Genomic DNA, 24,265 nt, shown 5'->3' with positions numbered 1-24,265 from the left:
AAATGTTTTGCACTCTAGTGGGTAGCTCTTGGTAGCATAAAACTTAATTCTTTTAAAAGGTAGGAAGTTAAATCTATTATCCTAAAGAACAGTGCCTAAAAATCTAAATCAAATCTATTTTACTCGACCGAAGGTAGTGCCGAGTTACATCCCCCTCATGGCTCTTGATGTAAAGCGAAAAAGATTTCAAGCTAGCTATAGCCACATAAAAGCACCGATTTACAAAAAGTAGTTACCAAGAATTTTAAATTGACAACGGAGAAAATGAAACGATTTGAAGCAGCAAACCCACAAAATGATTTGCCAGTTGAGCCACAACGTCAACTGCCTAAGAATTTCCATCGAGCAAAAAAAGCTTTACCGCTACAGCGATCACTAAATGATGGAGTAGAACACATTTACCATGATCTATTGAATAGATTTAAAAAGCTCTATCAGACTCTTCCCAATCCTCTTGATCGGACTGTTGTCGAGATTAATAACAAGTCAGATGCCACTGATCCTGATGGAATGCATACATTCATTACACCGCATTTCCGCTACCATCTTCGATGTAGCTATGCAGATAAATATGAAATCCTTTACCAGTTTCATAACTGTCCGTTCGAGCTGGAGATACGTGCATGGTTTAAAAGGGCAATGCATTCTACCTACGCATTTGAAAGTGACAGGATTAAAGATTTTTCGAGTTTCTACAAAGGTGTACTAGCTTTCCAGCCAAAGGAGAGGATTTCTATACTTGACTACGTTGCACCATAAAGCGCAATGCCTTTTAAAACAGACACTTCAAACCCATTCTTACCAGAACAACTTATAGGCACTCTAAACAGAGTGCCTTTTCTTTTTACTCACTTTTTAATTCTTACAAAATGAAAACACAAACCAAAGCAAAAGCGCAATCTAAAACACAGTTCGTACCAATTACAACTGACATTCAACTTACCAACAATGCCGTTGAGAAAGCGTACACGTTAATGGTAGAAAAAGCCATCAACCTGTTAAAACGATTTGATGTCGCTAAGTTTAGAACTTATGCCTTAATGGATCATACCAAGAACGAACAGAATACCAATCTTGTTAAAGAGTATCTGAGTTATTTCCACAATATCACTCTCAGCATGAGCCCAAAGGATGGGAAGCTATACATTTTTGTTGATCTTGGTGAGGAAGCATTGCAAAAGTTCGGAAGCATCCTTACCAATAATCTTTTACGTGAATGCTACCAACTAACGCAATCAAATGATAATACTGTTGGCATTGAATACGCACTACGAGTGAATTATCTGCCTGCTGATAACCTACACAACTTCTACTATCGCAGGATTGTAGAGGGAGAAACTGGTTATGTGAGCATTGGAACAGTCGAAAAGGAAGCTGAGTAAAAAATTAGGTGCAGCAATGCACCTACATTCATTTCTCTTTGGTAGATTTGAGGAATGAAATAAAAAAAGCAACAACTTACATATTAAGATATAAGCGTTTAGCTTCAGTTCTTGTATTGGAAGACCTAGGAAATCAATCAATCGTAACAAGGACAGAGTTAGCCAAATGCCCACGCCATAAGCGTTGGGCTGGCTATTCTGTTTACGATGACCTTCCTAGGGGTTTCCAGTAGCGGAATAAGTTCAGTCCCAACGCTTATTGCATTTAACTTCAAACTATGGGACAGTTTGAATTTATCTTATATCAATATGCTAAAAAAGTATCTCTCAATTTGCGGACTACTCCTAGTTAGTTACGCTGTTCATTCACAAGTGGTCTATGTGCCGAACCCTATTCCATCAAGCAACGGCTATCCCAATCAACAACAACAATCAGATCAGGAATCGCAGGTTATAACAGCCTATTCAGTAAATCCAACAACCCAGGCAATTTCAAAGTACAGAATTAAGTTGGTAACATCGAACCGAGTAACCAAGATCGTGGGTTACAAACCAATAAGCTCTGAATATTGGTCTAATCTCACACTTCCAATAACTGCAACTCGTATCTCAATGTATGATGCTCTTGCAGATCAGTTTGAGTACAAAGTTTATCTAACCCCACTATTAACAACTATCTACTTTTAAGGTGATGAAAAGATTAGTAACACTGTGGTTGATTGCCTTATCAACAACAGCCTTTGGGCAAAACTTTGGCTACAACAAACGTATAAACGATTTATGGGGAAATTGGGAAAATCCGCCATATGGTTTGTTTGTTTATAAATTGATTGGAACTACAGATCCCTACAATGAATTCATTATTTACAAAGCCTACGATCATCCTTCCAAATACATATTCAAGGTTACTATGTTCGGGCAGGTTGTGGAAATGGATAAGAAAAAAAGGAAAGAAGCAATTAAGTCTGGTAAGTGGTACGAATATCCGGCTATGGTTGAGTACTACACAGCTAATATGTCTGACCGTTTTGAGGATTTAATTGTTAATTGGCCTATAGTTAGCTATTCAAATGAATCCGAGAAGCACTATGTTGCTGCCACAGTTACCATTGCACCATACAAAGATAAACCAAAGAATTACAACATCTGGTTTGAGGGCTTGGGACTGGCAATACAAATAACAAAATAATATCCAATTCTACTGAAACGGTTAAAGTCAAGATTACATTTAAACAGCACACCATATGGATATAGTAATTATTACAATGGCTGCACTAGCTAGCTTAATCCTAGTATATAAATTAGTAAAGCAAAGGAAGAAAGAAGTAGTAACTGATCCGACCGCCCTCTATACAGTGCTCAACCCTTACATTCGATTACACATCTCAAATGTAGACAACCTTGGTTACGATCCAGATATCTTGAACGATATTGAAATCTCCTATAGTCAGTTAAAACAAGTTGATCAGCATTTGGGCACCAACTATAAGGACTTAATGCATCTACAATTACATTTGGATAGCGGTAAGTCTCTCGGCGACTTTGATATTAGTGAAGAGCTATATAAGGAACTTATACTTGAAGTTGATTATTTCTTTATGGCTAGACTAGCAGCACCATCACCAAACGATGACGCAATCTATTATCTACCAAAGAGTTTGGAAGATCAATTGATTGGTTACCATTAGAATTTATATAGCGCATCCTAAATCCCTCACTCTCTCATTTAGTGGTTTACAGCGTGAAAGGGAGGGTTTATATCGTGCAATGAATTCTAAGCTTACCATCTAAGGGCCATTACAATGTGGCTCTTTTTTATTATACTTGAACACGCTACAGACTTCACTATGATTTTCATTGACGCTAACATTTACTTAGAATTCTATAATTCCAATCGGCCTGAGTTCAAAAAGCTTCTAACCAGTATAGTAGAATTGAAAGACGAGATACTGTTACTTCACAAATCGTAGATGAAGTTAACAGGAATAAGTTAGTTGTATTCAATACCTCAGTTTCAAACACTCTAGCAAATGCTAGTTATAAGTCTGTTGTGTTACCGTCTCATTTAGATGAAGTTGATTCTACGTTAATAAAGTCGTGGAATGAGGATCGAAAGAAGATAGAATTACAGATAGATAAAAACCTAAGACAGCTTAGATTAATGTATGCAGATTTGTTTAGTTCAATTAGTTCCTCTTCAGATGTGGTGAGCAATGAGCTGACAAAGCTGTTTACAAGTGCCTTGCATTTCGATGAAGAATTGTACGATAAGGCTTTGGTTAGGAAACAGCTCGGTAATCCACACGGGAAGCCTAAAGACAATATGGGCGATCAAATATCGTGGGAGATATTGTTATCAAAGGTGCCATCGGTGGTAGAGCTTATTATCATAACAAGGGATACCGACTATTACACTCAGTATAACGATAGCTGCTACCTCAATCCACAGTTACACAAGGAGCTGTTAACAGCTAATAAAGGGTTACATATAAAATGCTTTAATAAACTTAGCGACGCTTTAAAGGACTAACTCTAATATCCAAATACATTCTTTGCCATCAAGAAGTGAGTTGGAGACAATATCAAAACAGGAGCCTATCAATGAGAATTTAGTCTTTAGAGGTAGCGGTATCACGTTCGTGCCAGACCCACCTAATATATGTCCAATGTGCAATAGTAGAGATTCTTTCCGCTATCCAGGCTTCAATAAGAGCGTTTTGAACCGTACTCCGACTTATCATTACATATGCATTACTTGTTCATATGAGTTTGATACCTTTCAATAGCACTCCTAAACCAATGCCTTTCCTCAAAAGGGGTGGCTTAGGAGAGGAAAGGCTCGGTCTAGTCGTTGATTTTGTGGAAGATGGCAGTTATGGTGCTTGCTTTATAAGGTACTGCGTTCACTTTTCAGCTTGTGGTTCGTAGCATGGGACAGTGCTAGTAGGTAGGTAGATCGGAATTCCGCCATATCTAATGCCACTTAAAACACACGCCATTGCTTTGCACTGTCATGGTTTTAATTTTGCCAAAGCGGATGGCTTCATGAGCCTTCTCTCTATCTTTATCTAGGATTTGCTTCTCTTCATTCTAGATAAATCTAGTCAGGCTCCACTTTTCAGCTCACCTGCGTGGTTTCTCTGGCTTCGGCTTGTTACTATTGTTGAGCAGATATACCGTCAAGGATTACCAATCAACAACACCGCCAAGCCTTGTGTTTCATTGCATAAAACATATCGTTGCATCGCTCTAATCGAGCTTCTTTGCAACGACCTTCGAAACATTCGCAAGCGGTTCGCATAATTTGTTATACTGCACGGTTTTATTTCAGTAAGTCGATATTGGACCCAGTAAAAATTAATTTGTGCAGATTTAAAATTGATTTTAATGCAGTTTACGGTTTACCGTATTGGAGATTAAGATTAAATTTATAATTTAGACAAAACTTAATAAATTTTATACGCTCCATCTTCTCTTAACTTCACAAAAGATAATTTCGGTGTATTCGTTTGTAAAAGTTTAATAAATACCTAAGAATATTCAAATTGCGCAATTGAAATATCCATAAAATGGTTTAATCAAGGTTTTTTTTACAGTAAAATGTATTTAGAAGTTGTGTGATGCCTTAGAAGGACATATGTATATGAAACAATTCAAAAAATGAGGGTAATTGGATTAAGAGTTTTTTCTAATTCTGTAGTGCATTATTGTATTATTGAAAAACTGCCTGATGATAGTCTAAACTATTTAGACATATCTCAAATAAATATACCGTTAAGTATTAATAGACCAGAAGCCTTAAACTTCACAAGAAATACTTTGTTAGACATACTGGAAGATTACGAAGTGAAAAGTGCTGTAATAAGAATTCCTGAATTTGGCAGAACAATAAATGGAACTGCAATAGAGAGGTGTTACATAGAAGGTGTTATACAAGAATCTTTAGCAAGTTCAACTGTTGATAATTTTTTAGCAGGACAAATCGCAGAATTAACTCGAATTGCAGGTATTCCTAAAACTGACTTTAAGAAGTATGCTGATGCTGAAGTTATTTTTCCGTCTATTCCGGAAGATTTAGATTGGAAAAGGTTGGGCATCGAAAAAAGAGAATGTGTACTAGCTTGTTTTACAGCATTTAATTTATAATTGATGATTACGACAAACCTTACAGAAACAAAATTAAATTTTGAAATAGGAGCTAAAATTGGAAATGGTGGAGAAGGAGAAGTTTATCACGCTTTTGACCCACAATTGAATGCCAACATTGCAGTGAAAAAAGTTCCAATAGCTAATTTTACTCATCAAGACTTATATTTTGAAGAATCAAGAAAACTGTATTTGACAAATCACCATAATATCGTAAAGGTAATTTACGCATGTAAAGATGATGATTTTATCTATCTTTCCATGCCGTTCTATAAAAATGGCTCACTTAAAGGTTTAATTGATAACAGGTTTTTGTCATCTAGAGAAATTGTTAGGTATTCATTACAGTTTCTTTCAGGACTTAATAATATCCATTCAAAAGGGTTGATTCATTTTGACATTAAACCTGAAAATATTTTAATAAACAATTCTAACCAAGCTCTAATTTCGGATTTTGGATTAGCTGAATATACAGGTCATTATGGTTTTGCAAGTAATTCTGGTACAACACAAGTTTTAGCACCACCTGAGTATTTTGATCAACCTGTCCATAATCATAAATTTGATATTTATCAAGCAGGGTTAACAATGTATAGAATCTGTAATGGTGAAAGTGTTTTTCTAAGTCAATTAGATGGTGCGTTTGTTAGCAGGGGAATTAGGAATGATGGTAACTTTATCCAGAAACTGCAAGCGGGAAATTTCCCTAACAGACAATTCTTTTTGCCTCATATACCCAGACAACTTAGAAAAATCATAAGCACTGCCCTTAAACCAAACCCAGATGAAAGGTATTCAAGTGTTATTGAAATTCTTAATGATTTAAGTAAAATTAATGCTGCAAACGATTGGACATATTCTACAGATAATTTAGGAAATGAGACTTGGGTAAAACATAACTACATAGTAACTTGTTTAACAACAAACAACACTTTTACAATTTCAGCGTTGAAAAATAGTAGACAAAATAGAAATTTTTGTAAAGTTGTTCAAAATGAAGTTGAAAAAAACACTTTATTATATGATTGTTTAAATACCGATTGGTAATGAATCAGAAGAAAACTACATATAATTCTAAAACAAGAAAAGACATTTCAAGTCCTTTCCATAACATTTCGCATAGTTCACTTCTAGAATTAGCAAATATAAAATGTTTTAATGGGGATTTTGTGGTTCAAAAACTACAAAATGAAAAAATAATTGTTAAACCAATTCCACATAGAAAAGAGTTGAAGAAATAAAAGTAGTTGTATAAGAGTAGTTTGGCAAATGGCGCATTAAGTGCTAAATTCAAATTTAGTTATGCGATAAACATTTTGTGCTTCGACTTTCCCTACTTCGCCAAACTGCTAACCGTTAGAATCGATATTTTTAAGAACCTTACAAATGGTTAAATTGGATTCAATCGCATGATTAACCAAGCATACACTTGTTGCTTAACAATATCTTCAAGCCTTATGTTAATTGAGTAAACATATCATTGTGTCGCTTTTAAAAAAGGTTTATTGCAATGCCCCTTGCTCTATTCGCTGGATAGGTTTGTGTATTTTCTAAAAGATAGATTTTTTATAATTAGCTAAATTTGTTTAAAATATAACTTATAATAATGGCATCAGAAGATTTAGAAAATGAAATCCAAAACTACGCTTTATCATTCAATATGCGAAGAGATTTTGTCTCCGTGGTTTGTGGTGCTGAATATAGTAACTCAAGAAAATGTAATAAATCTGGCTTGCTTATACTGGAAAACGAACTCTATGTTAAATTGAAAGATAAATTGCTTTCATACGGAAAACTAGGCGAAAAAGTAAACACAACTTCGATCGGATGTTGTGCAGAAGTCAACGCTTCAAATGACATCTACATAAAACATGTTATCAACCTAAATGAAATAGTACTTTCAAGAGCATATAGACCAAAAACAATGCAAGTTAGAGATAAATGTCAAATTTGTAAGGATATTTTCTATTAGATTATGGCTTACACTTTAGAAGAACAATTAAATAATGATTTTGACATCTTATTATTTGATGGTATTAAATTGATTCACATCGCTACAGCTGGCGGATTATTACCACCGAAATTGGATGAGTTTAACGTTGATTTTAAAGTACAAATCAGATTTGTTTATAAATACAGGAGGATTTTCACAACTATCCAAAATGATAATTTGGTAAAAGAAAATATCACAGACTCAAAAAGCTATTTTTCATTTTTCAGCTATATGGCTAAAAGAGGATTTTACTCATATGATAAAGTTTTTATTGATGAAGTAGAAGATCAAACTTATCAGCTTATATCAAAACCGAAATATGATCGAAATATAGAAATACAAAAATTCGATAAGGAAATTGATCCTGTTATAAAGTCAAAATATCCCCTTTCCTCAGGCATAAACCTGATAGAAACCGCAAAAGAATTCCCTGATCACTTTGAACTATTCAATATTCTTGATTTTTTGTAAGAAAGTAAAACAGATACAATAGTTTATATCTTTTATATTTATTACTACTAGAAATGTGTATTTACTGTTTCCCGTATGAATAATTATTGTTTTGTGACTACTTTAGTAAAAACAACAAAATTTAACATGCTCTTCTCTTCTATCTTTTATAAGCAATTAATGCAAAATTTACTCCAAATGTTTGGGATGGATTCTTAAGCTATACTCTCTAAAGCAAAGCGCTTTAATCAACTTTTAATAAGAATCATTGCCTCGAACTACCTTGTAATGTGAGTAATTATCTAAACGCTATTTGTATGACAACAACTGAAACAGTAACATTGATTAGTATTGGCCTAACTTTCTCTGTAGGTGTTTTTAATTTAATAATAACTTTTCGAAACGTTCGAAAGACTACTTTTATTAACTCGGTAACAGCCTCAAGAATAAAGTACATCCAAGATCTACGCGATAGTATATCAAGATTCTGCGCTCTTGTCAACAGTTATAGTAACCGCATTTCAAAGTTATCATATGATAAATTATGGGAACTACATAAAGAAGCGGACACTTTAAAATTTCAAATACGACTTTATTTGAATCCTGAAGATGAGTATTGGGATAGTAAAATAATAAATCTTATTGATCAGATTGTGCTTAAGACCGACAAAGACCCAACAGAAAACATCAAAGAACTTATTACGATAACTCAATATTTATTGAAATTAGAATGGGAAGGTGCAAAAATGGAATCAGAAATCGGGATAGTTTCTGAAATTGAAAAAAAAGAACTTTATAATAAATATGTTGAAAGGCACAAACAAACAGTCGCTAAGAAATGAAAAAAATAAGAGTATTTTATTTAGCAATTATTTTAACAATAGTAGGATTTAGTTTAATCGGGACAGGTATTGGTGGAATTGTTGACAGATCTTGCATTGGATTAATTATTGGGCTTGGATCAGGATTCATTACAACTGCACTGATATTATTTAAAATATTCAGGCGAATTGATGCATTTGAAAAAAACAATAAAAAATGAGAGTATAAAAAGCTACAAATAAATGTAGATTGCAAGATTTATAATAGAAGATTGGACATAGAAAGATAATGAGATTTATAGACTTATTTGCAGGAATTGGAGGCTTTCATAAGGCATTACACCAACTTGGGCACCAGTGTGTATTTGCAAGCGAACTTAACCCTGTATTAAGAGAAACATACAAATTAAATTGGGGTAACGATATAAATATTAATGGAGATATAAGAAAAATCGTCAATGAGAGTCCAGAATTAATTCCAGACCACGATATTTTATGTGCAGGTTTTCCATGTCAACCATTTTCAAAGGCTGGAAAGCAACTTGGACGTGAAGATGAAAGAGGAACTTTGTTTGATGAAATTGTAAAAATTCTGGAGTTAAAAAAACCAAAATTTTTCATTTTAGAAAATGTTCGATTTATAGCAAAACACAACAATGAAGAAACGTGGAAAGCTATGAAAGAGGATTTCGATAGATTGGGATACGAAGTTGAACATCGGGATTATTCACCTCACGAATTTGGTATTCCACAACATAGGCAAAGAATTTTCATCGTTGGTGCACTAGGTAATAATGCCCTTGAACATTTTAGCTTTGACGAAGTTGATATGCAAAAAAAAAGCGTTGTGCCGTTGGAAAATTTTATCGAACTCGATCCAGTAAATTCGAGAAAACTTCCAAAAGCAAATCAAGACTGCATTAATCTTTGGCAAGAGTTATTGGACGCAGTGCCCAAAGAAGTACAGATACCAGGTTTCCCAATTTGGGCGATGGAATTTGGGGCAGACTACCCTTACGAAGAAAAATATCCACATTTACTTACCCAGAAAGAGTTAAGTGAGTATCGGGGAAACTTTGGTATTCCATTAAAAGGAATGACACGACAAGAGCAACTATCCAATTTACCAAGTTATGCACGAGTTGAAAAAGAATTTCCTGGGTGGAAGCAACGATATATAAGTCATAATCGACAATTCTATAAGGACAATCAAAAATATATAACTGAAATAGTAACCAAAATTGCAAAACTTCCTTCTCAAAGTTGGCAAAAGATGGAGTGGAATGTTGGCGATGGGCAACGAAAAATCGATAAATACATTTTGCAGTTCAGAGCTTCTGGGATTAGGATAAAGAAAACAGACTTCTTCCCTTCCCTTGTCTGTACGAATACTCAAATTCCAATTATCGGTTGGGAGAAAAGATACATTACCAGGAACGAGGGTTTGAAACTGCAATCATTAAGTGGTTTAAAACTGCCTGAAAATGACAATGCTGCTTTCAAAGCTCTAGGAAATGCAGTAAACTCTCATATTGTTGAATTAATAGCAAAACAATTAATTATAAGTCCAGAGAGTATTTTGCCAGTTGAAGACTTAGAAAATAGGAATAACGTAAATAAGTTCTATCATTATGAGTGAAAATAAAATAAATATAAGGCCAAATGTTTCGATGCTCTCCGTTTTGAAATTTTTGGAATACGAAACTTGGTTTGCCTTAGCCGAATTCGTCGATAATTCCATTGCGAGCTATTTGAATAATGAGAAAGCATTAAAAGAACTTCATGGGGATGATTTTCAATTAGAAGTAATAATTGAAATTAACGACCCAGATAACAAAATCACAATTCGTGATAATGCAGCAGGAATAGAACAATCAAATTATAGCCGAGCTTTTAGAGCGGCTGAAATTCCAACAGATACTTCAGGTCTTTCTGAATTTGGAATGGGTATGAAATCTGCTTCTTGTTGGTTTTCTGATCTTTGGTCTGTTAGAACTAAGGCCTTAAATGAAACTGAAGAAAAAACCATAAATTTTGATATGGATAAAATTTTCGAGGATAAACTTGAGGAGTTGGAATTCACTTCGATAACAACGGAAAAAAATCACCATTATACAATTATAGAGTTATCTAATGTGAATAAAATGCCAAGAAGAAAAGGACTTGGTAAAGTAAAATCACATTTAGCAAGTATTTATAGAGAGTTTATTCGTCAAGGTACCTTGAAACTTATTGTTGACAATACAGAATTACGCTTTACTGAACCCAATATCCTTGAAGCACCAAGATATGATACCCCAAATGGAGAAAAAGTAATATGGAAAAAGGAAATTGATTTTGGTTTAGAAGAAGGGTTATCAGTAAAAGGTTTTGTTGGAATTAGAGAGACAGGGTCCACTGCAGAGGCTGGCTTTGCATTATTTAGACGAGGTAGAGTGATTGAAGGTAGTTTTGATAATGGATTTAGACCCGAATTTATTTTTGGAGCACCAAATAGCTACCGATTTCAAAGAGTTTTTGGCGAATTACACTTAGAAGGGTTTGATGTTTCCTTTACAAAAAAAGGAATTCAATGGGATGAAAATCTTGATGTATTTTTACAATGCTTAAAAGATGAATTGTCGCATGATAATTTTCCTCTTCTTACTCAAGCCGAAAAATTTAGGGCTAGGGCAAATGATACTGACTATAGAAATTCTGGTATAAAAGCCTTGAGTCATACGGTTTCCGATTTTGAGCAAAAAGTACCTCAAGCAATAAAGGAGACTTTTGAAAACCCAACTTTAGAAAATGAGGTTGAAACGGAATTGCCTAAAACGGATAAAAGGATTTATAAATCTTTCAAGGTAAATTTCAACAAAATTAACTGGCTTATTTCAATTGAACTTTCATACGATACATCACTAAACGATTTATTAGAAGTTGGCCCGCATTTGATCAAAGAACCTTCTACAGAACCCAATGTAAAACAAATTGGAATTCGTCTTTCCCTAACACATCCTTTCATGGTTGAATATGCGGGAACGGAAAATAATAAAATTGAACCAATTTTAAAAATGGCTGCGGCAATGGGTTTAGCGGAAATAATTGCAAAAGAAAGTGGAGCTAAAACACAAGGTGAAATTCGCAGGAATTTCAATCAACTAATAACAAAAATCTCTCAAAGTTAATTATGGCAGAAATAATAGAAATAACAGGAAATACTAGTTCAAATAATTCAAAATGGCAGCCCTATCAAGGAGAAGAAATTGAAGGATTAATAAAACACAAAGGATTTACCGATAATCTTGGTAATATAAACACAGCAGGTGATCAAGTTATTGATGAAACATTCAAGATTTTGGAAATGTGTGGTGACCCAAATGAACAGCGAAATATTGAGACAGGACTAGTTATTGGGTATGTTCAAAGTGGTAAAACACTATCTTTTACTTCTGTTGCCGCCTTGGCAAATGATAACCAATATCAAATTGTAATAATCATTGCAGGTACGTCAATTCCCCTTTCCGAGCAGTCATTTGAAAGGATGAAAAAGGATTTGCGAGTTGATACGAGGTTTGACAGAAAATGGACAATCATAAAAAATGCGGGTACACAAGAAGATAGAGATACAATTGAAATGAAATTGGAGCAATGGGCAGATGAAACTTTCCCAAAAGAAAATTGCTCAACCTTATTAATTACAGTAATGAAAAATGGTAGTCGATTAAGAAACCTTACTAATCTTTTAAGGGATTTAGATCTTAGTGGAGTTCCAACTTTGATTATAGATGATGAAAGTGACCAAGCAAGTTTGAATACAAGAGCACGAGCTAACGCAAATGCAGGAGAAGCGGTTAACGAAGGAGATGCTTCAACCATTTATAGAAGAATTAATGAATTAAGAAGTGTGTTCCCACATCATACTTTTTTACAATACACAGCTACGCCACAAGCTAATTTATTCATTAATATTATGGATCGGCTTTCACCAAACTTCATAAAACTATTAACGCCAGGAAATGGTTATACAGGAGGCAATGCTTTTTTTGTTCAAAATCCAAATCTTATAAGAAGAATTCCTGATCTTGAAATTCCATCTAATCATAATCCAGTTCATGAACCGCCGGAAAGTTTATTGTTTTCTTTAAAAATATTCTTCTTGGGTGTTGTAGCTGGTGAAATAAAACGAGACCAACGTAACCGCTCTATGATGGTTCACCCATCACGATTAACTAACTCACAGAATATATACTTTACTTGGATTAGAAATGTTTGTGAAAGTTGGAAAACACTGTTGCAAAGTAATTCTGCTGCTGATGAAGATGAAAAAAAAGAATTATTGAGGGAATTTAAAGAGGTATATAGCGATTTACATTTAACGGTAAATGATTTGCCTGCTTTTGAAGAACTAACAAATACACGGCTGTTACATTCCATTAAAAATACTAGAATTATGGAAATAAATGCAAGTAGAGGAAGAACACCCGAAATTCGTTGGAGTGATTTTTATTCTCACATTTTAGTTGGTGGCCAAGCAATGGATAGAGGGTTTACTGTTGAAGGCTTAACGGTTTCTTACATGCCGAGACCATTAGCAACTGGTCAAGTTGATACAACTTTACAGCGAGCAAGATTTTTTGGTTACAAAGGATCTTATTTGGGTTATTGCCGAGTTTGGCTAGATAACCCAAACATTGAAGCCTTTAGAGCAATCATAGAACACGAAGAAGATGTGAGGCAACGTTTAGAAGAGTTTGATGTAAATAATAAGCATTTAAACGAATGGGACAGGGAAGCTGTTTTAGATCAAATGTTAAGACTAACTAGGCCTAATATTTTATACAATGATATTGATAGAGATTATTTTGGCCAAGAATGGTTCATTGTTGGCGCACCACACGATACAGAAAATTTGATACCATTCAATAAAAGTATTATGGCTGAATTTACAAACAATCACATTAACAGCTTTGCAATTAATCAAGGTCATATAGAAAGAACAGATTTACAAAAACATTTAGAAGCAGAATTGCCACTCGAAGAAAGTTTGAAACAACTTTTAAACAGATTAAAATTTACAAGGGAAACGGATAGTCAAACTTATTCAAGTTTAAGAGGGCTGTTAAATTCTTACCTACAAGAAAACCCAAATGAAACTTGCTTGGTTTATTTGATGAGTTCAAAAATTGAAAATAATACAATTTCACAAACTACGAGACAACGTAGATTAAACCAAAACGATAATATTCAACAACTTTTCCAAGGGGAACAACCGACATCAAACGGTAGATTAAGAAAGGGCGAAGTTTACATTGGTGATAGAAATATTAAAAAACAGGATAAGGTTACAATACAAGTTCATAGATTAAACCTTACTGACATAAGTGGAAATCCAATTTTAGATGATAATGGAAATATAATTTATAACGATTTGGTAAGTCTTGCAATTTGGATACCTGAAGCAATTGGCAAAGACATCATTAGACAGCCAGATAATATATGAGTTTGTTAGATGTTTTTTTAGAATTAGATTTTCCACAAACAGAAAATCCAAATTTATTTAATGCTACAGTATTGAATAAATTTCCTTTTGCAAGAATAGGAGTAAACAATATTGGGTTTCCAGTAATTTTAATTTCATCAAAATTTGATCGAACGCATTTATCTCAAAAAAACATCAAGCTAAAATATATTGAACTTACGAACAATCTAGAATGTAAAATTTTTGAAAATGGCAATTCAAAAACTGATAATTATTCTATTATTATTTTTAAGAGCAATGAAAAAACATTGCAAAATTATTTTCTTGGAATTGTTACATCACTTTTAAATTCTCTGTCAATAAAGCCATCGCAAAAAGAAGTTTTTGAAACATTTAAAAATTTTATTGAGGTCTTTAGGTCATTGACAGAAACACCAACAAAAACTATTCAAGGACTTTGGGCTGAATTATTACTAATTGAACAAAGTAGAAAACCTGAAACATTAGTTAATTATTGGCATAATATTCCAGAAGAAAGATTTGATTTCAATGCCGACAGCGAAAAAATAGAAGTTAAAAGTAATAGCAATTTAGAGAGAGTTCACATTTTTACCGCAGTACAACTAAACCCAACTAATGAAAGTCAAGTAATCATTGCCTCAATTTTTACTAAGCAAATTTCAACTGGTTTTAATGTATTGGATTTATTAAAAAAAATCGACAATCGAATTACAGAGAATGAACTAAAGGATAAAATTTACAGAATTGTTTCGAAAACATTGGGAAACACTTTTGAGCAGACAATAAAAATTAAGTATGACTATGATTTAGCTAAAAGGTCTGTGCGATTTTACAGACATCAAGACATTTCTAAGGTAGAAAGAGCTGATATTCCTGAAAAAGTTACAGACCTTATGTTTAAATCAGATTTGACGGATACGAAATCGATTAATATCCAAGATCTAACTAAAAAAGGTCCTTTATTTCAGAGCATATAATTTACTACTTATATGTAGTTCTTCTTAATTCATATAATTAAAAAACTTACCCCATTTATTTAAATACTATGTATCAAATTGATCTGTCCTGTAATAGATTGAAAGGATTGAAAAAAATAAAATTTTCTGATAAAGGGATAAAGGAAAGGCAACACCTACAAGAGTGGCTTGCAAATCAGCCAAAAGTTTTCGGTGGAGAAGATCTACTGATCATCCAAAAAGAATTTAGCGGCTTTAATGATACACACGAAAGACTCGATTTACTAGCTTTAGATAAATATGGCAATGTAGTTGTGATTGAAAATAAACTGGATGATACAGGTAAAAATGTTACTTGGCAAGCTTTAAAATATGCTTCGTATTGTGCTACCTTAAAGAAGGAAAACATCAAAAATATTTTTCAGGATTACCTTGATAAGCAAGGAAATAATGAAGATGCCTGTAAATTATTAGCCGAGTTTTATGATACTGAATATGATGATATTTTGCACTTGAATCAAGGCAATACACAAAGATTAATATTTGTAGCAAATGAATTCAGAAAGGAGGTAACATCAACAATCATCTGGCTATTAAACTATAAATTGAAAATTCAGTGTTTTAAGGTCACTCCATTTGCATTGGATGAACAAATGTTTCTAACTATGGAGCAAATTATTCCCCAGAAAGATACAGAGGACTACATTATTAAAATGGCAGATAAAAATCATGAAGAAATTAGTAATCAGGAAGGACTGCAAGGAAGACATCATTTGAGACTTGAGTTTTGGAATAAATTACTCCCAATGCTAAAGGGAAAAACTACAATATTTCAAAACATAAGTCCAACAAAAGACTATTGGTTAAATTCAACGGTTGCTGGGGTTAAATATACTACAGTTATTACTAAATCAAGTTGTAGTGTACTAGTTGAATTTGCTAAACCCAATAAGGATGAGAACAAAAAAATGTTTGATGAAATCTACAAATATAAAATTGATATTGAAACTTCATTCGAAAAGGAACTCACTTGGGAAAGAATGGATGCTAAGATTAGTAGTAGGGTTGGCTATCATTTATTAGGTGTGAACATTTTTAATAAAAAAGACTGGGATACAATGTCAAATTTTCTGTCTAATAATATAATTAGGCTAGAACAAGCTTTTAGAGGCCCAATTTCGATAATTAAATCGTCTGAATAACACTTTAATGTTAGTCCTTTAAAAAAGTAGACTATTAAAAGTAAAAGATAAGTTTGAATTATTATTTTTAGAATTTCCTCTCAATGATATTTAGTGTTTGTTTTAATAGAATTGATGTATGGTACTCCTAGTAAACAATACTAATTCAAGCCTCTTGAGGAAATAGCCGTGTATAGATAATTCAAAGTTTGACTTGCTGTAAAAATAGGGAGAAGTATCTATCTAATTATAAGCACCAATTTAAGCTTATCCTCTCAACACATTTCAAGAAATTCCGGCATAAACGCTCATGCAGCCATCACACAGGCTATTTATATCCGTTGCTTCTTGATTTAGTTGAGTTGAAAGCTTGATACAAGTGCCATATTTAAATAGATACAACTATGGTACAAGAACAATTTAAGGTAGCTGAGGTGCAAGTAAGCTACAAGCCAGATTATAACATCAACGAGCGTCCAAGGATTAGCTCATCAGAGGAAACGTATAACCTTATAAAGCAGCAATGGGATATGGGTAGGATCAACTTCCTTGAAGAGTTCAAAGTAGTACTGCTTAACAGGAGTAACAGAGTTTTAGGAGTGGTAGATATTTCAATGGGTGGCGTTAGTGGTACTTATGTTGATCCTAAGATAGTGTTTGCAATCGCTTTAAAAGGTAATGCGTCGAGTTTGATACTCTCTCATAACCATCCGAGTGGATCACTCAGACCAAGCGAATCAGATATTAAGTTAACCAAAAAGTTAGTTGAGTGCGGGAAGTTACTTGATATTGTAGTCTTGGATCATATGATTATTAGTGAGCAAAGCTACTACAGCTTTGCTGATGAAGGCATGATGTGAAAAAATAGCTTGGGCTGATCGCCCAGGCTATACTTTTTTATTCTTATAGTTTTTATCTATAGTTCTGGAATTACATCCCTTAGTTTTTCATCACTTACTTCTCCTAAACCCCTTAGATAGTTTAAGGTTACAATCATATCCGAATGCTGAAGTAATTGTTGTAGTATATGAATATCCTTTGTTTTCTGATAAATTTTGATTGCAGCAGTATGTCTAAATGAGTAAATCGTTTGGTTTACTTTTAGTAACTCAAGCTTCTTCATTTTAATACTCGCTTTACCCCACATTAAATTAAAGTATCCTACGTTGAATGGTTCATGTTTAAGACTAAAGATATTGGTTTCGCTGTCAGTTATTTCAGCTAAACGCTTTCTCAATATTGGTTTTACATATTCTGGAATATAAACGGTTCTAATCCGTTTACTTTTATTTTCGCTACCGGATAATTGAATTTGACTAAAGTCTTTAACGATATGCTTAACTTTAAGTAATCTTACCTCATGGTGTGGGCGTAGTAAACACCCATAGGTCAACAAGCAACATAGATGTAAATTCGGATAGTTGATCTTTAGAAAATCAAGTACATTACGAAGCTCTGATTCTGTATATGGTACATGTAATGATGCTTTCGCTCTAGCAGTCTTTGTTGACTTAACGATGTTCTTAGTTGCATATCCTTTTCTAATCATTTCATTTATAAGTGTACCCAGACACCTACGCCTGTTAATATAATTTCTTTCACTGGATTGAAACTTATTCAAGAAGCTTTCTACAGTTCCAAGAGTAAGTTGATCAGCATTGGCTTTGCATTCTGCTTTACTAAGGGAAGCTTTAAACATTTTTGCAACTGCCTTTAAGTTTCGTTTATATAAATCACAAAGGTTGGAGCTTAGTTTATCATCAAGTACGGCATCAAGTGCAAACTCGAAACTAGGTAATTCTACCTCTTTCTGCAAAGGATTCCAACCTGCATTGAGAGCTTTAGTAAATTCAAATTGCAAATGTGAAAGCAAACGCTTCTTGTCTTTTAATGTCGTACATTGGTTTGGGTTTATGTTTAGATTTAGTCGGTTTCCATTGTATTCCCTAAACCGCTTTCCATCGTAATAAAACGAAATGTAAGCTCTATCTTCAATCTGTTTAGATAGAAAAGATTTTGGTTGCGTAAACATGATTTGGCGCATTTGGTGGCGCAACTGCTTTGTAGATTTTGTAATTAGCTATCTTACAGTTAGTTCAACGGATAGAATAGAAGTTTCCTAAACTTTAGATAGCAGTTCGATTCTGCTCGGGGCTACAAAAAAGTCATCAGTCTAGTACGATCGATGGCTTTTTCTGTTATCGTCTATATCGCGTCCGGATAAATACACTAAAATAATTAATACCATTGCAAAGGAGCTAAGGAATAAGGGCTATGCTGTGGAAGATCTTTTTCAAATTAAAAATGTAGAAGAAGCTAAAACCTTAAAAGCTGCATACATGGCCGATGAGGAATTAGCAGCTAAGAATAAAAAAGGCAATAATATGTATAGCCGCTCTTTCGATTTATACATTGAGTACTTGGCGCAACTATTCAATAATGAAGAAGGAGATGTTGTAGAGATATTAGCGAGTGCTGCTATGGTTACAGAAAAACAGACTTTGATGTTGATGAGAATTGGTCAGGGTAAGTACCGAGAGGACTTGATAAAAATATGGGGAGAATGTAGTATCTCAAAGTTTCCTGATGTATCATTATTGGTGGCATCGCATATTCAACCTTGGCGCAAGCGTGTAAATCAAGAGCGTATCGACCCTTACAATGGCCTTTTATTGCTCCCTAATTATGATAAGGTTTTTGATAAAGGTTTGATTAAATTTTTGGAGCGCTGGGTGCAAAAAAGGACGACTTAAAATATTTTCGAAACTACAACATTATAGGACTAATTGAAATTTATATAAATTGCTGTGGCTATCCATTATACCTAATTTAATTTAAGTACCATCTTGTGAAGTTTGCGAAATGAATGACAGCATTGCTGCAGTTGGACAAAACATTAATCGCAGATTGTAATACCAGCTGATTAATGTGCAAAAAGGCCATCCTTCGAGATGTTGTTGATAGTGATAGGATTAAGGATTTTTAGCTGAAAAGCACAAAACAAGCAAGATATAAATTAACGATACCTCAGCAATGAAAATAACAGCAAGCATTTTTCTCTTTATGTTTTTTTGCCAATTATCCTTTGGGCAAGCCATCACTACAGATATTTACGGGAAGACCATGAAACGTTTGGCGGCAGGGGAAAGCAAACTGGGTGGAAAAATTTTTCAAATTGATGGCGATCTCATCATACCTGGTGGGATGGCCGTGCCCTTAACTTACCGAAGGGCAGAGCGTGGTATTCCTGATCTGTTGGTTACTTACACCTTTACCGAAAAAGATTCCTTAATCAACATGATTGAGTATGAATGGGATGCCATTAACTTTGACCAGAATGGCAGCAAACAATCCTTAGCGGTACAGCAGGCTTTTATAGAAAAGTATAGGCTTTTGGCAAACGAGCTTACAAAAAGATATGGGCAAAGCACCCAGAAAGGTGATCTGAAAGATCTTGACCAGATCGATGTAAAAGGCGGCCTGCGTCAGCGTAATTATTGGAAGCCCAACGATAGCTTAGAAATTGAACTCTATAGCGTATTTAGCAATTACGAAGAGAAAAAGGGTGAAATAGAAATTAAACCAACCAACCGGATCAGAATTTATGTAAACAAGACCAATCCAAGGCTGGGCGATAAATCTGTTCAGTTGGCCAAAAATAATTTTGACGGGTTTATTGCATATATAAGAAATGGTAATTTTAAGGCGGCTCAGGCCTATTTTTCGCCACAAATTCGAAATCAAATTACAGAAGACATTTTAAATAAACTTAAGGAAAGCATAAAGCCAGAAGATTTTAAGGTTTATACCAAAGAGATCCAGAAAGCCAACGGTGAGGAATACTTGATGATCCAATTTGCGTATGCCAACGTGGAGGGGGAACCCAACGAAATTTTCAGGGTATTTTTCGATCGCAGCCACATGATTATTGGGCTGCAACCCTTATCCAGAACGACAAAAACTAATTGATTTGCATACAATCGGCTGGCGATTAAATCGTCGATTGGATAAGAATTTCTTTGCTTAGCACAACTATTTAGCCTTGACCCGCTCGTTCACCTCGTTTCATTTATACCAACTTTTTTTCGTCGAGTAATTACAGGCGTTGGTCTAGATGTTAGCTTGGCTGGTATAATACGGCGATTTTGCCTGCAACGTTTTCAGCTTGGGTGCGTCTTAATATCAAAAAACATTAAGAAAAACCTAAAACATAAAGACATGAAAACGTTAACAAAAACATTATTCGCAGTAGCATTAACAGCAGTAGTATTCACTTCATCGGCATTTGCACATGCTATAGAAGTGCCGGTAGTAAAAGAAAACAAAGCAGCGGCTGTAGCCAGCTTTAATAAGATTTGGGTAAGCGGTAACGTAAAACTCATCTTAACGCAAGGCGATGATCAAAAAGTAGAAGGTACCAGCAATTACGATGCAGCCAAAACTTCGGTAACCAGCGACGGGAAAACTTTATTCATCAATTCGATGGAAGCAGGACAAGTTACTTTAAATGTTACGGTGAAAGATTTAACCAGGATTGAAGCTTACGGCCAGTCGGTGGTATTAACCAGCAACAACTTCGATGTAAAATACCTGCAACTATTCTTAAACCAAAGCGCAACGGCTAAAATAAAAACCACTGCCGGCAGCCTTTACACCGTGGTAAACGAAAATGCGGTATTAAAATTAAATGGCACAGCCGATCAGAGTACGATGGTGGCTAGCAACATGAAAAACGTTAAACTTGCAGATTTCGCCGCATTAAAATCATCAACCTACCCATCTCTTGCCTTAATGGATGCCGAAGAAAATGCCTTAGCCCTGGCAAAATAGTGCTAAGCCACATAAACAAAATGGAGCTGCCTTTTCCCGAGGGCGGCTTTTTTGTTTTAAAAATTAAGCGTGAAGTGGATGGCCTGTCTAACGGTTTTGAATTATAAACAAGGGATCAAGCTAAAAATATCTTCTAAAAGGAAATGAAATATTGAAATAGTACTAAATTCATTTTTTGTAGAGCGTAGTAACGCTTTCATGATGAGTGCATTAAGGTTTAAGCTAGATCCCAACGCCTATGGACACTACACTATATGTTTATTCAGATCGCTTGGAACTAATCCGAATTTCTTCTTAAAAGCATGAGAAAAGTGTGAAAGGCTTTCGAAGCCCAAATCCAAATATATGGCTGAAGGCTTTTGATGTTTATTTTCAATTAAAAATTTTGCTGCATCTAACCGTTTGGATAGCAACCATTGGCGAGGTGGAAGACTAAAAATCTTTTGAAAATCACGTTTGAATCCTGCCAGACTTCGGCCAGTTAGCTGCGCAAATTTTTCTAAGGGCACGTTAAATTGAAAGTTGTTGACCATGAACTTTTCAAGATCAATTTTATAAGGTTCTGAATAATCGAACAAAAAGCTTCGTAATGCAGGAAGCGCCAGAAGCAACAATTTAACACCCTCTTTTACTTTTAAGATGCCCAATTCATCGGTCATTGTTGCCCCTGAGCTTCTCGCATAGGGAACGATAGAATGAAAATAGCCTTGCAAAAATTCATTGGATGGAATCAGTAGGTTGGGCAAACCGATGTATTTATCTCCAGATTCAAGCTTTTCCTCCAATGCAATTTTGCGCATCAAGTCTTCCTGTAGTGAAATTACAATTGTTTCATAGCATCCCTCGTAACCAGGTGTTTTGGTTAGCGTCCCTAGCTGATTCTTACCAATCAGCAGCATTTCTCCTGCGCCCATCGATATAGTTTGAGCAGAGGTTTCTAGTGTGAACTGTCCTGAAACCTGGAGAATCAAGGTATGATGATTCCAAAAACATGCTTTCTGTCTCCTCTCGGTAGACAGGTATGAATAAAAGATTACACCAGGAAGAATTTCTGCTGGACTTTCCATTTATCGTGCTAAGTACGTACCACCTTTGATAGCGCCTATTGCAAAAGTAGTATTTAATGTAGTCATTTCTTCTTCGGTAAACTCGATTTCCATCGCTGATATATTTTGAGCCAAACGCGATCTCTTGCTCATACTTACTAATGGCATGATTTGCTCACCCTGTTGTTTCACCCATGCAATAGCTAGTTGCGTAGGCGAAATGCCTTTTGTGCTTGCTAAATCTTTCAAAACCGCTACTTTCTGGAGATTGTGGATAAGATTTTCACCTTGAAAACGCGAGAAATGGTTCCGGTAATCGCTCTCTATAAGTGGTGCACTCATTTCGCCGGTCAATAAACCCTCTGCGGTATTTGCAAATGCTATAACAGCAATACCTAACTCCTTAGCTGTGGGCAGCAATTCATTTTCTATTTGCCGATCTGCAAGTGAATAGCCGATTTCCAAGGCACTTATCGGATACACCTCATTGGCTGAACGAAGTTGTTCTGCAGTAATTTCAGATACACCTATATGGCGGACTTTGCCTTCTTTAACCAAATCAGCTACAGTACCAATAATATCTTCCACTGGCACGCTATCGTCCATTCGGCTGGGTTGATAGAGATCAATCGTTTCAATGCCAAGACGGGTGAGTGAGTAGTTGATAAAATTCTTAATCGAGTTCGGCCTAAGGTCCAGCCCAAGCCATTGACCATTATGAAATAAGGCTCCAAACTTTACGCTTATAAAGGCATCCGCTCGCCTTCCTTTAATTGCTTTTCCAATCAGTATCTCGTTGTGGCCAGCGCCGTAAAAATCCCCGGTGTTCAAAAAATTTATGCCAAGATCCAAAGCCTCGTTTATGGTGGCAATACTTTCTGATTCATTAGGAGTTGATCCTCCCCAGATCGAAGACATACGCATGCAACCTAGCCCAAGACCAGATACTAAAGGACCATTGTGCCCTAATTGAATTTTTTTGATGTTTTTCATAACACAAATATGCACGCTCGTAAAACAATAAAGTTGCTTGTAAAGCTCAATTAATTTGCCTCTACAGCTCATTGATTTTAGCACTATTGTATGACTAATAGAAGATTCTATATCATTTGTATATGGTATTGATCGCTCGATATTGTTCCGAAATTTCTTTTGAATGTCCGCCTAACCGATTGGCTATTCCACACTCCTTCAACCACCTTCCTTATACCAACCCTTTTTCGTCGAGTAATTACAGGCGTTGGTCTAGATGTTGGCTTGGCTGGTATAATACGGCCATTTTGCCTGCAACGTTTTCAGCTTGGGTGCGTCTTAATATCAAAAAACATTAAGAAAAACCTAAAACATAAAGACATGAAAACGTTAACAAAAACATTATTCGCAGTAACATTAACAGCAGTAGTATTCACTTCATCGGCATTTGCACATGCTACAGAAGTGCCAGTAATAAAAGAAAACAAAGCAGCGGCTGTAGCCAGCTTTAATAAGATTTGGGTAAGCGGTAACGTAAAACTCATCTTAACGCAAGGCGATGATCAAAAAGTAGAGGGTACCAGCAATTACGATGCAGCTAAAACTTCGGTAACCAGCGACGGGAAAACTTTATTCATCAATTCGATGGAAGCAGGACAAGTTACTTTAAATGTTACGGTGAAAGATTTAACCAGGATTGAAGCTTACGGCCAGTCGGTGGTATTAACCAGCAACAACTTCGATGTAAAATACCTGCAACTATTCTTAAACCAAAGCGCAACCGCCAAAATTAAAACTACTGCAGGCAGCCTATATACTGTGGTAAACGAAAACGCCGTATTGAAATTGAATGGTACAGCCAACAACAGCACAATGGTGGCTAGCAATATGAAAAACGTTAAGCTTGCAGATTTTGCAGCATTAAAATCATCAACTTATCCATCTCTAGCCTTGATGGATGCCGAAGAAAATGCCTTAGCCCTGGCAAAATAGTACTATGCCA

25 protein-coding genes are annotated in these 24,265 nt (G+C 35.0%); 22 read left to right on the top strand and 3 right to left on the bottom strand.

Translation table 11 applies throughout. The features are described 5' to 3' along the window. The first annotated feature begins 264 nt into the window (after positions 1–264). The 18 genes from OQ268_RS03870 to OQ268_RS03785 all read left to right on the top strand — a co-directional run bounded on the left by OQ268_RS03870 (position 265) and on the right by OQ268_RS03785 (position 17,274). Positions 265–759, top strand: coding sequence for a hypothetical protein (locus tag OQ268_RS03870; protein WP_265854780.1), 495 nt, complete (start codon positions 265–267; stop codon positions 757–759). A 110-nt stretch (positions 760–869) separates the two neighbouring features. Beyond that, positions 870–1,382 (top strand): hypothetical protein, encoded by a 513-nt coding sequence (locus OQ268_RS03865; protein ID WP_265854779.1) that lies wholly within the window; start codon positions 870–872, stop codon positions 1,380–1,382. Between the two features lie 309 nt (positions 1,383–1,691). Continuing rightward, positions 1,692–2,069, top strand: coding sequence for a hypothetical protein (locus tag OQ268_RS03860; RefSeq protein ID WP_265854778.1), 378 nt, complete (start codon positions 1,692–1,694; stop codon positions 2,067–2,069). A 4-nt stretch (positions 2,070–2,073) separates the two neighbouring features. Further along, positions 2,074–2,571, top strand: coding sequence for a hypothetical protein (locus OQ268_RS03855; protein ID WP_265854777.1), 498 nt, complete (start codon positions 2,074–2,076; stop codon positions 2,569–2,571). A 76-nt stretch (positions 2,572–2,647) separates the two neighbouring features. Next, positions 2,648–3,070, top strand: a complete 423-nt coding sequence (locus OQ268_RS03850) for a hypothetical protein (protein ID WP_265854776.1) — start codon at positions 2,648–2,650, stop codon at positions 3,068–3,070. Positions 3,071–3,432: 362 nt separating this feature from the next. Then, the gene (locus OQ268_RS03845; protein WP_265854775.1) at positions 3,433–3,912 is read left to right on the top strand and encodes a hypothetical protein; all 480 of its coding nucleotides are present in this window, start codon (positions 3,433–3,435) and stop codon (positions 3,910–3,912) included. A 1,130-nt stretch (positions 3,913–5,042) separates the two neighbouring features. Next, a complete protein-coding gene (locus tag OQ268_RS03840; protein ID WP_265854774.1) occupies positions 5,043–5,528 on the top strand; it encodes a hypothetical protein in 486 nt (161 codons plus the stop codon). 3 nt (positions 5,529–5,531) lie between these two features. Next, on the top strand, positions 5,532–6,575 hold the full coding sequence (locus OQ268_RS03835; RefSeq protein ID WP_265854773.1) for a serine/threonine-protein kinase: 1,044 nt from the start codon (positions 5,532–5,534) through the stop codon (positions 6,573–6,575). A 559-nt stretch (positions 6,576–7,134) separates the two neighbouring features. After that, entirely contained in the window at positions 7,135–7,500 is a 366-nt protein-coding gene (locus tag OQ268_RS03830) for a hypothetical protein (RefSeq protein ID WP_265854772.1), read from the top strand. A gap of 3 nt (positions 7,501–7,503) precedes the next feature. Beyond that, entirely contained in the window at positions 7,504–7,992 is a 489-nt protein-coding gene (locus OQ268_RS03825; RefSeq protein WP_265854771.1) for a hypothetical protein, read from the top strand. Between the two features lie 296 nt (positions 7,993–8,288). Next, positions 8,289–8,813: a hypothetical protein gene (locus OQ268_RS03820; RefSeq protein WP_265854770.1), complete on the top strand. Its 525-nt coding sequence runs from the start codon at positions 8,289–8,291 to the stop codon at positions 8,811–8,813. Continuing rightward, positions 8,810–9,013: a hypothetical protein gene (locus OQ268_RS03815; RefSeq protein ID WP_265854769.1), complete on the top strand. Its 204-nt coding sequence runs from the start codon at positions 8,810–8,812 to the stop codon at positions 9,011–9,013. The genes OQ268_RS03820 and OQ268_RS03815 overlap by 4 nt, the downstream gene beginning before the upstream one ends. A gap of 68 nt (positions 9,014–9,081) precedes the next feature. Further along, positions 9,082–10,431 (top strand): DNA cytosine methyltransferase, encoded by a 1,350-nt coding sequence (locus OQ268_RS03810; protein ID WP_265854768.1) that lies wholly within the window; start codon positions 9,082–9,084, stop codon positions 10,429–10,431. Then, positions 10,424–11,962 carry an ATP-binding protein gene (locus tag OQ268_RS03805; protein ID WP_265854767.1) on the top strand — a complete coding sequence of 513 codons (1,539 nt, stop codon included), beginning with the start codon at positions 10,424–10,426 and terminating at the stop codon, positions 11,960–11,962. Before OQ268_RS03810 ends, OQ268_RS03805 begins: the two co-directional genes overlap by 8 nt. A 2-nt stretch (positions 11,963–11,964) precedes the next feature. After that, positions 11,965–14,277 carry a Z1 domain-containing protein gene (locus tag OQ268_RS03800; RefSeq protein ID WP_265854766.1) on the top strand — a complete coding sequence of 771 codons (2,313 nt, stop codon included), beginning with the start codon at positions 11,965–11,967 and terminating at the stop codon, positions 14,275–14,277. Further along, positions 14,274–15,254: a PD-(D/E)XK motif protein gene (locus OQ268_RS03795; protein ID WP_265854765.1), complete on the top strand. Its 981-nt coding sequence runs from the start codon at positions 14,274–14,276 to the stop codon at positions 15,252–15,254. The genes OQ268_RS03800 and OQ268_RS03795 overlap by 4 nt, the downstream gene beginning before the upstream one ends. Positions 15,255–15,361: 107 nt before the next feature. Next, a complete protein-coding gene (locus tag OQ268_RS03790; RefSeq protein ID WP_265854764.1) occupies positions 15,362–16,435 on the top strand; it encodes a DUF4268 domain-containing protein in 1,074 nt (357 codons plus the stop codon). Between the two features lie 413 nt (positions 16,436–16,848). Further along, positions 16,849–17,274 carry a JAB domain-containing protein gene (locus tag OQ268_RS03785; protein WP_322973931.1) on the top strand — a complete coding sequence of 142 codons (426 nt, stop codon included), beginning with the start codon at positions 16,849–16,851 and terminating at the stop codon, positions 17,272–17,274. A gap of 56 nt (positions 17,275–17,330) precedes the next feature. On the opposite strand, the gene OQ268_RS03780 is transcribed toward OQ268_RS03785, so the two are convergent. Then, positions 17,331–18,446 carry a tyrosine-type recombinase/integrase gene (locus tag OQ268_RS03780; protein ID WP_265854762.1) on the bottom strand — a complete coding sequence of 372 codons (1,116 nt, stop codon included), beginning with the start codon at positions 18,444–18,446 and terminating at the stop codon, positions 17,331–17,333. A gap of 247 nt (positions 18,447–18,693) precedes the next feature. On the opposite strand from OQ268_RS03780, the gene OQ268_RS03775 reads away from it, so the two are divergent. The 3 genes from OQ268_RS03775 to OQ268_RS03765 all read left to right on the top strand — a co-directional run bounded on the left by OQ268_RS03775 (position 18,694) and on the right by OQ268_RS03765 (position 21,244). Further along, on the top strand, positions 18,694–19,167 hold the full coding sequence (locus tag OQ268_RS03775; RefSeq protein WP_265854761.1) for an HNH endonuclease: 474 nt from the start codon (positions 18,694–18,696) through the stop codon (positions 19,165–19,167). A gap of 280 nt (positions 19,168–19,447) precedes the next feature. Continuing rightward, positions 19,448–20,383, top strand: a complete 936-nt coding sequence (locus tag OQ268_RS03770) for a hypothetical protein (RefSeq protein ID WP_265854760.1) — start codon at positions 19,448–19,450, stop codon at positions 20,381–20,383. A 249-nt stretch (positions 20,384–20,632) separates the two neighbouring features. After that, on the top strand, positions 20,633–21,244 hold the full coding sequence (locus OQ268_RS03765; RefSeq protein ID WP_265854759.1) for a GIN domain-containing protein: 612 nt from the start codon (positions 20,633–20,635) through the stop codon (positions 21,242–21,244). A gap of 245 nt (positions 21,245–21,489) precedes the next feature. On the opposite strand, the gene OQ268_RS03760 is transcribed toward OQ268_RS03765, so the two are convergent. Next, positions 21,490–22,311 carry a helix-turn-helix domain-containing protein gene (locus OQ268_RS03760; RefSeq protein ID WP_265854758.1) on the bottom strand — a complete coding sequence of 274 codons (822 nt, stop codon included), beginning with the start codon at positions 22,309–22,311 and terminating at the stop codon, positions 21,490–21,492. After that, entirely contained in the window at positions 22,312–23,283 is a 972-nt protein-coding gene (locus OQ268_RS03755) for an aldo/keto reductase (protein ID WP_265854757.1), read from the bottom strand. 360 nt (positions 23,284–23,643) lie between these two features. Here OQ268_RS03755 and OQ268_RS03750 point away from each other — a divergent pair, with 360 nt between their 5' ends. Then, on the top strand, positions 23,644–24,255 hold the full coding sequence (locus OQ268_RS03750; protein WP_265854756.1) for a GIN domain-containing protein: 612 nt from the start codon (positions 23,644–23,646) through the stop codon (positions 24,253–24,255). The last annotated feature ends 10 nt before the right edge of the window (positions 24,256–24,265 follow it).

The organism is Pedobacter sandarakinus, from assembly GCF_026240095.1.
GTDB lineage: Bacteria > Bacteroidota > Bacteroidia > Sphingobacteriales > Sphingobacteriaceae > Pedobacter > Pedobacter sandarakinus.
This window is presented reverse-complemented; position numbering and strand designations above follow the sequence as displayed.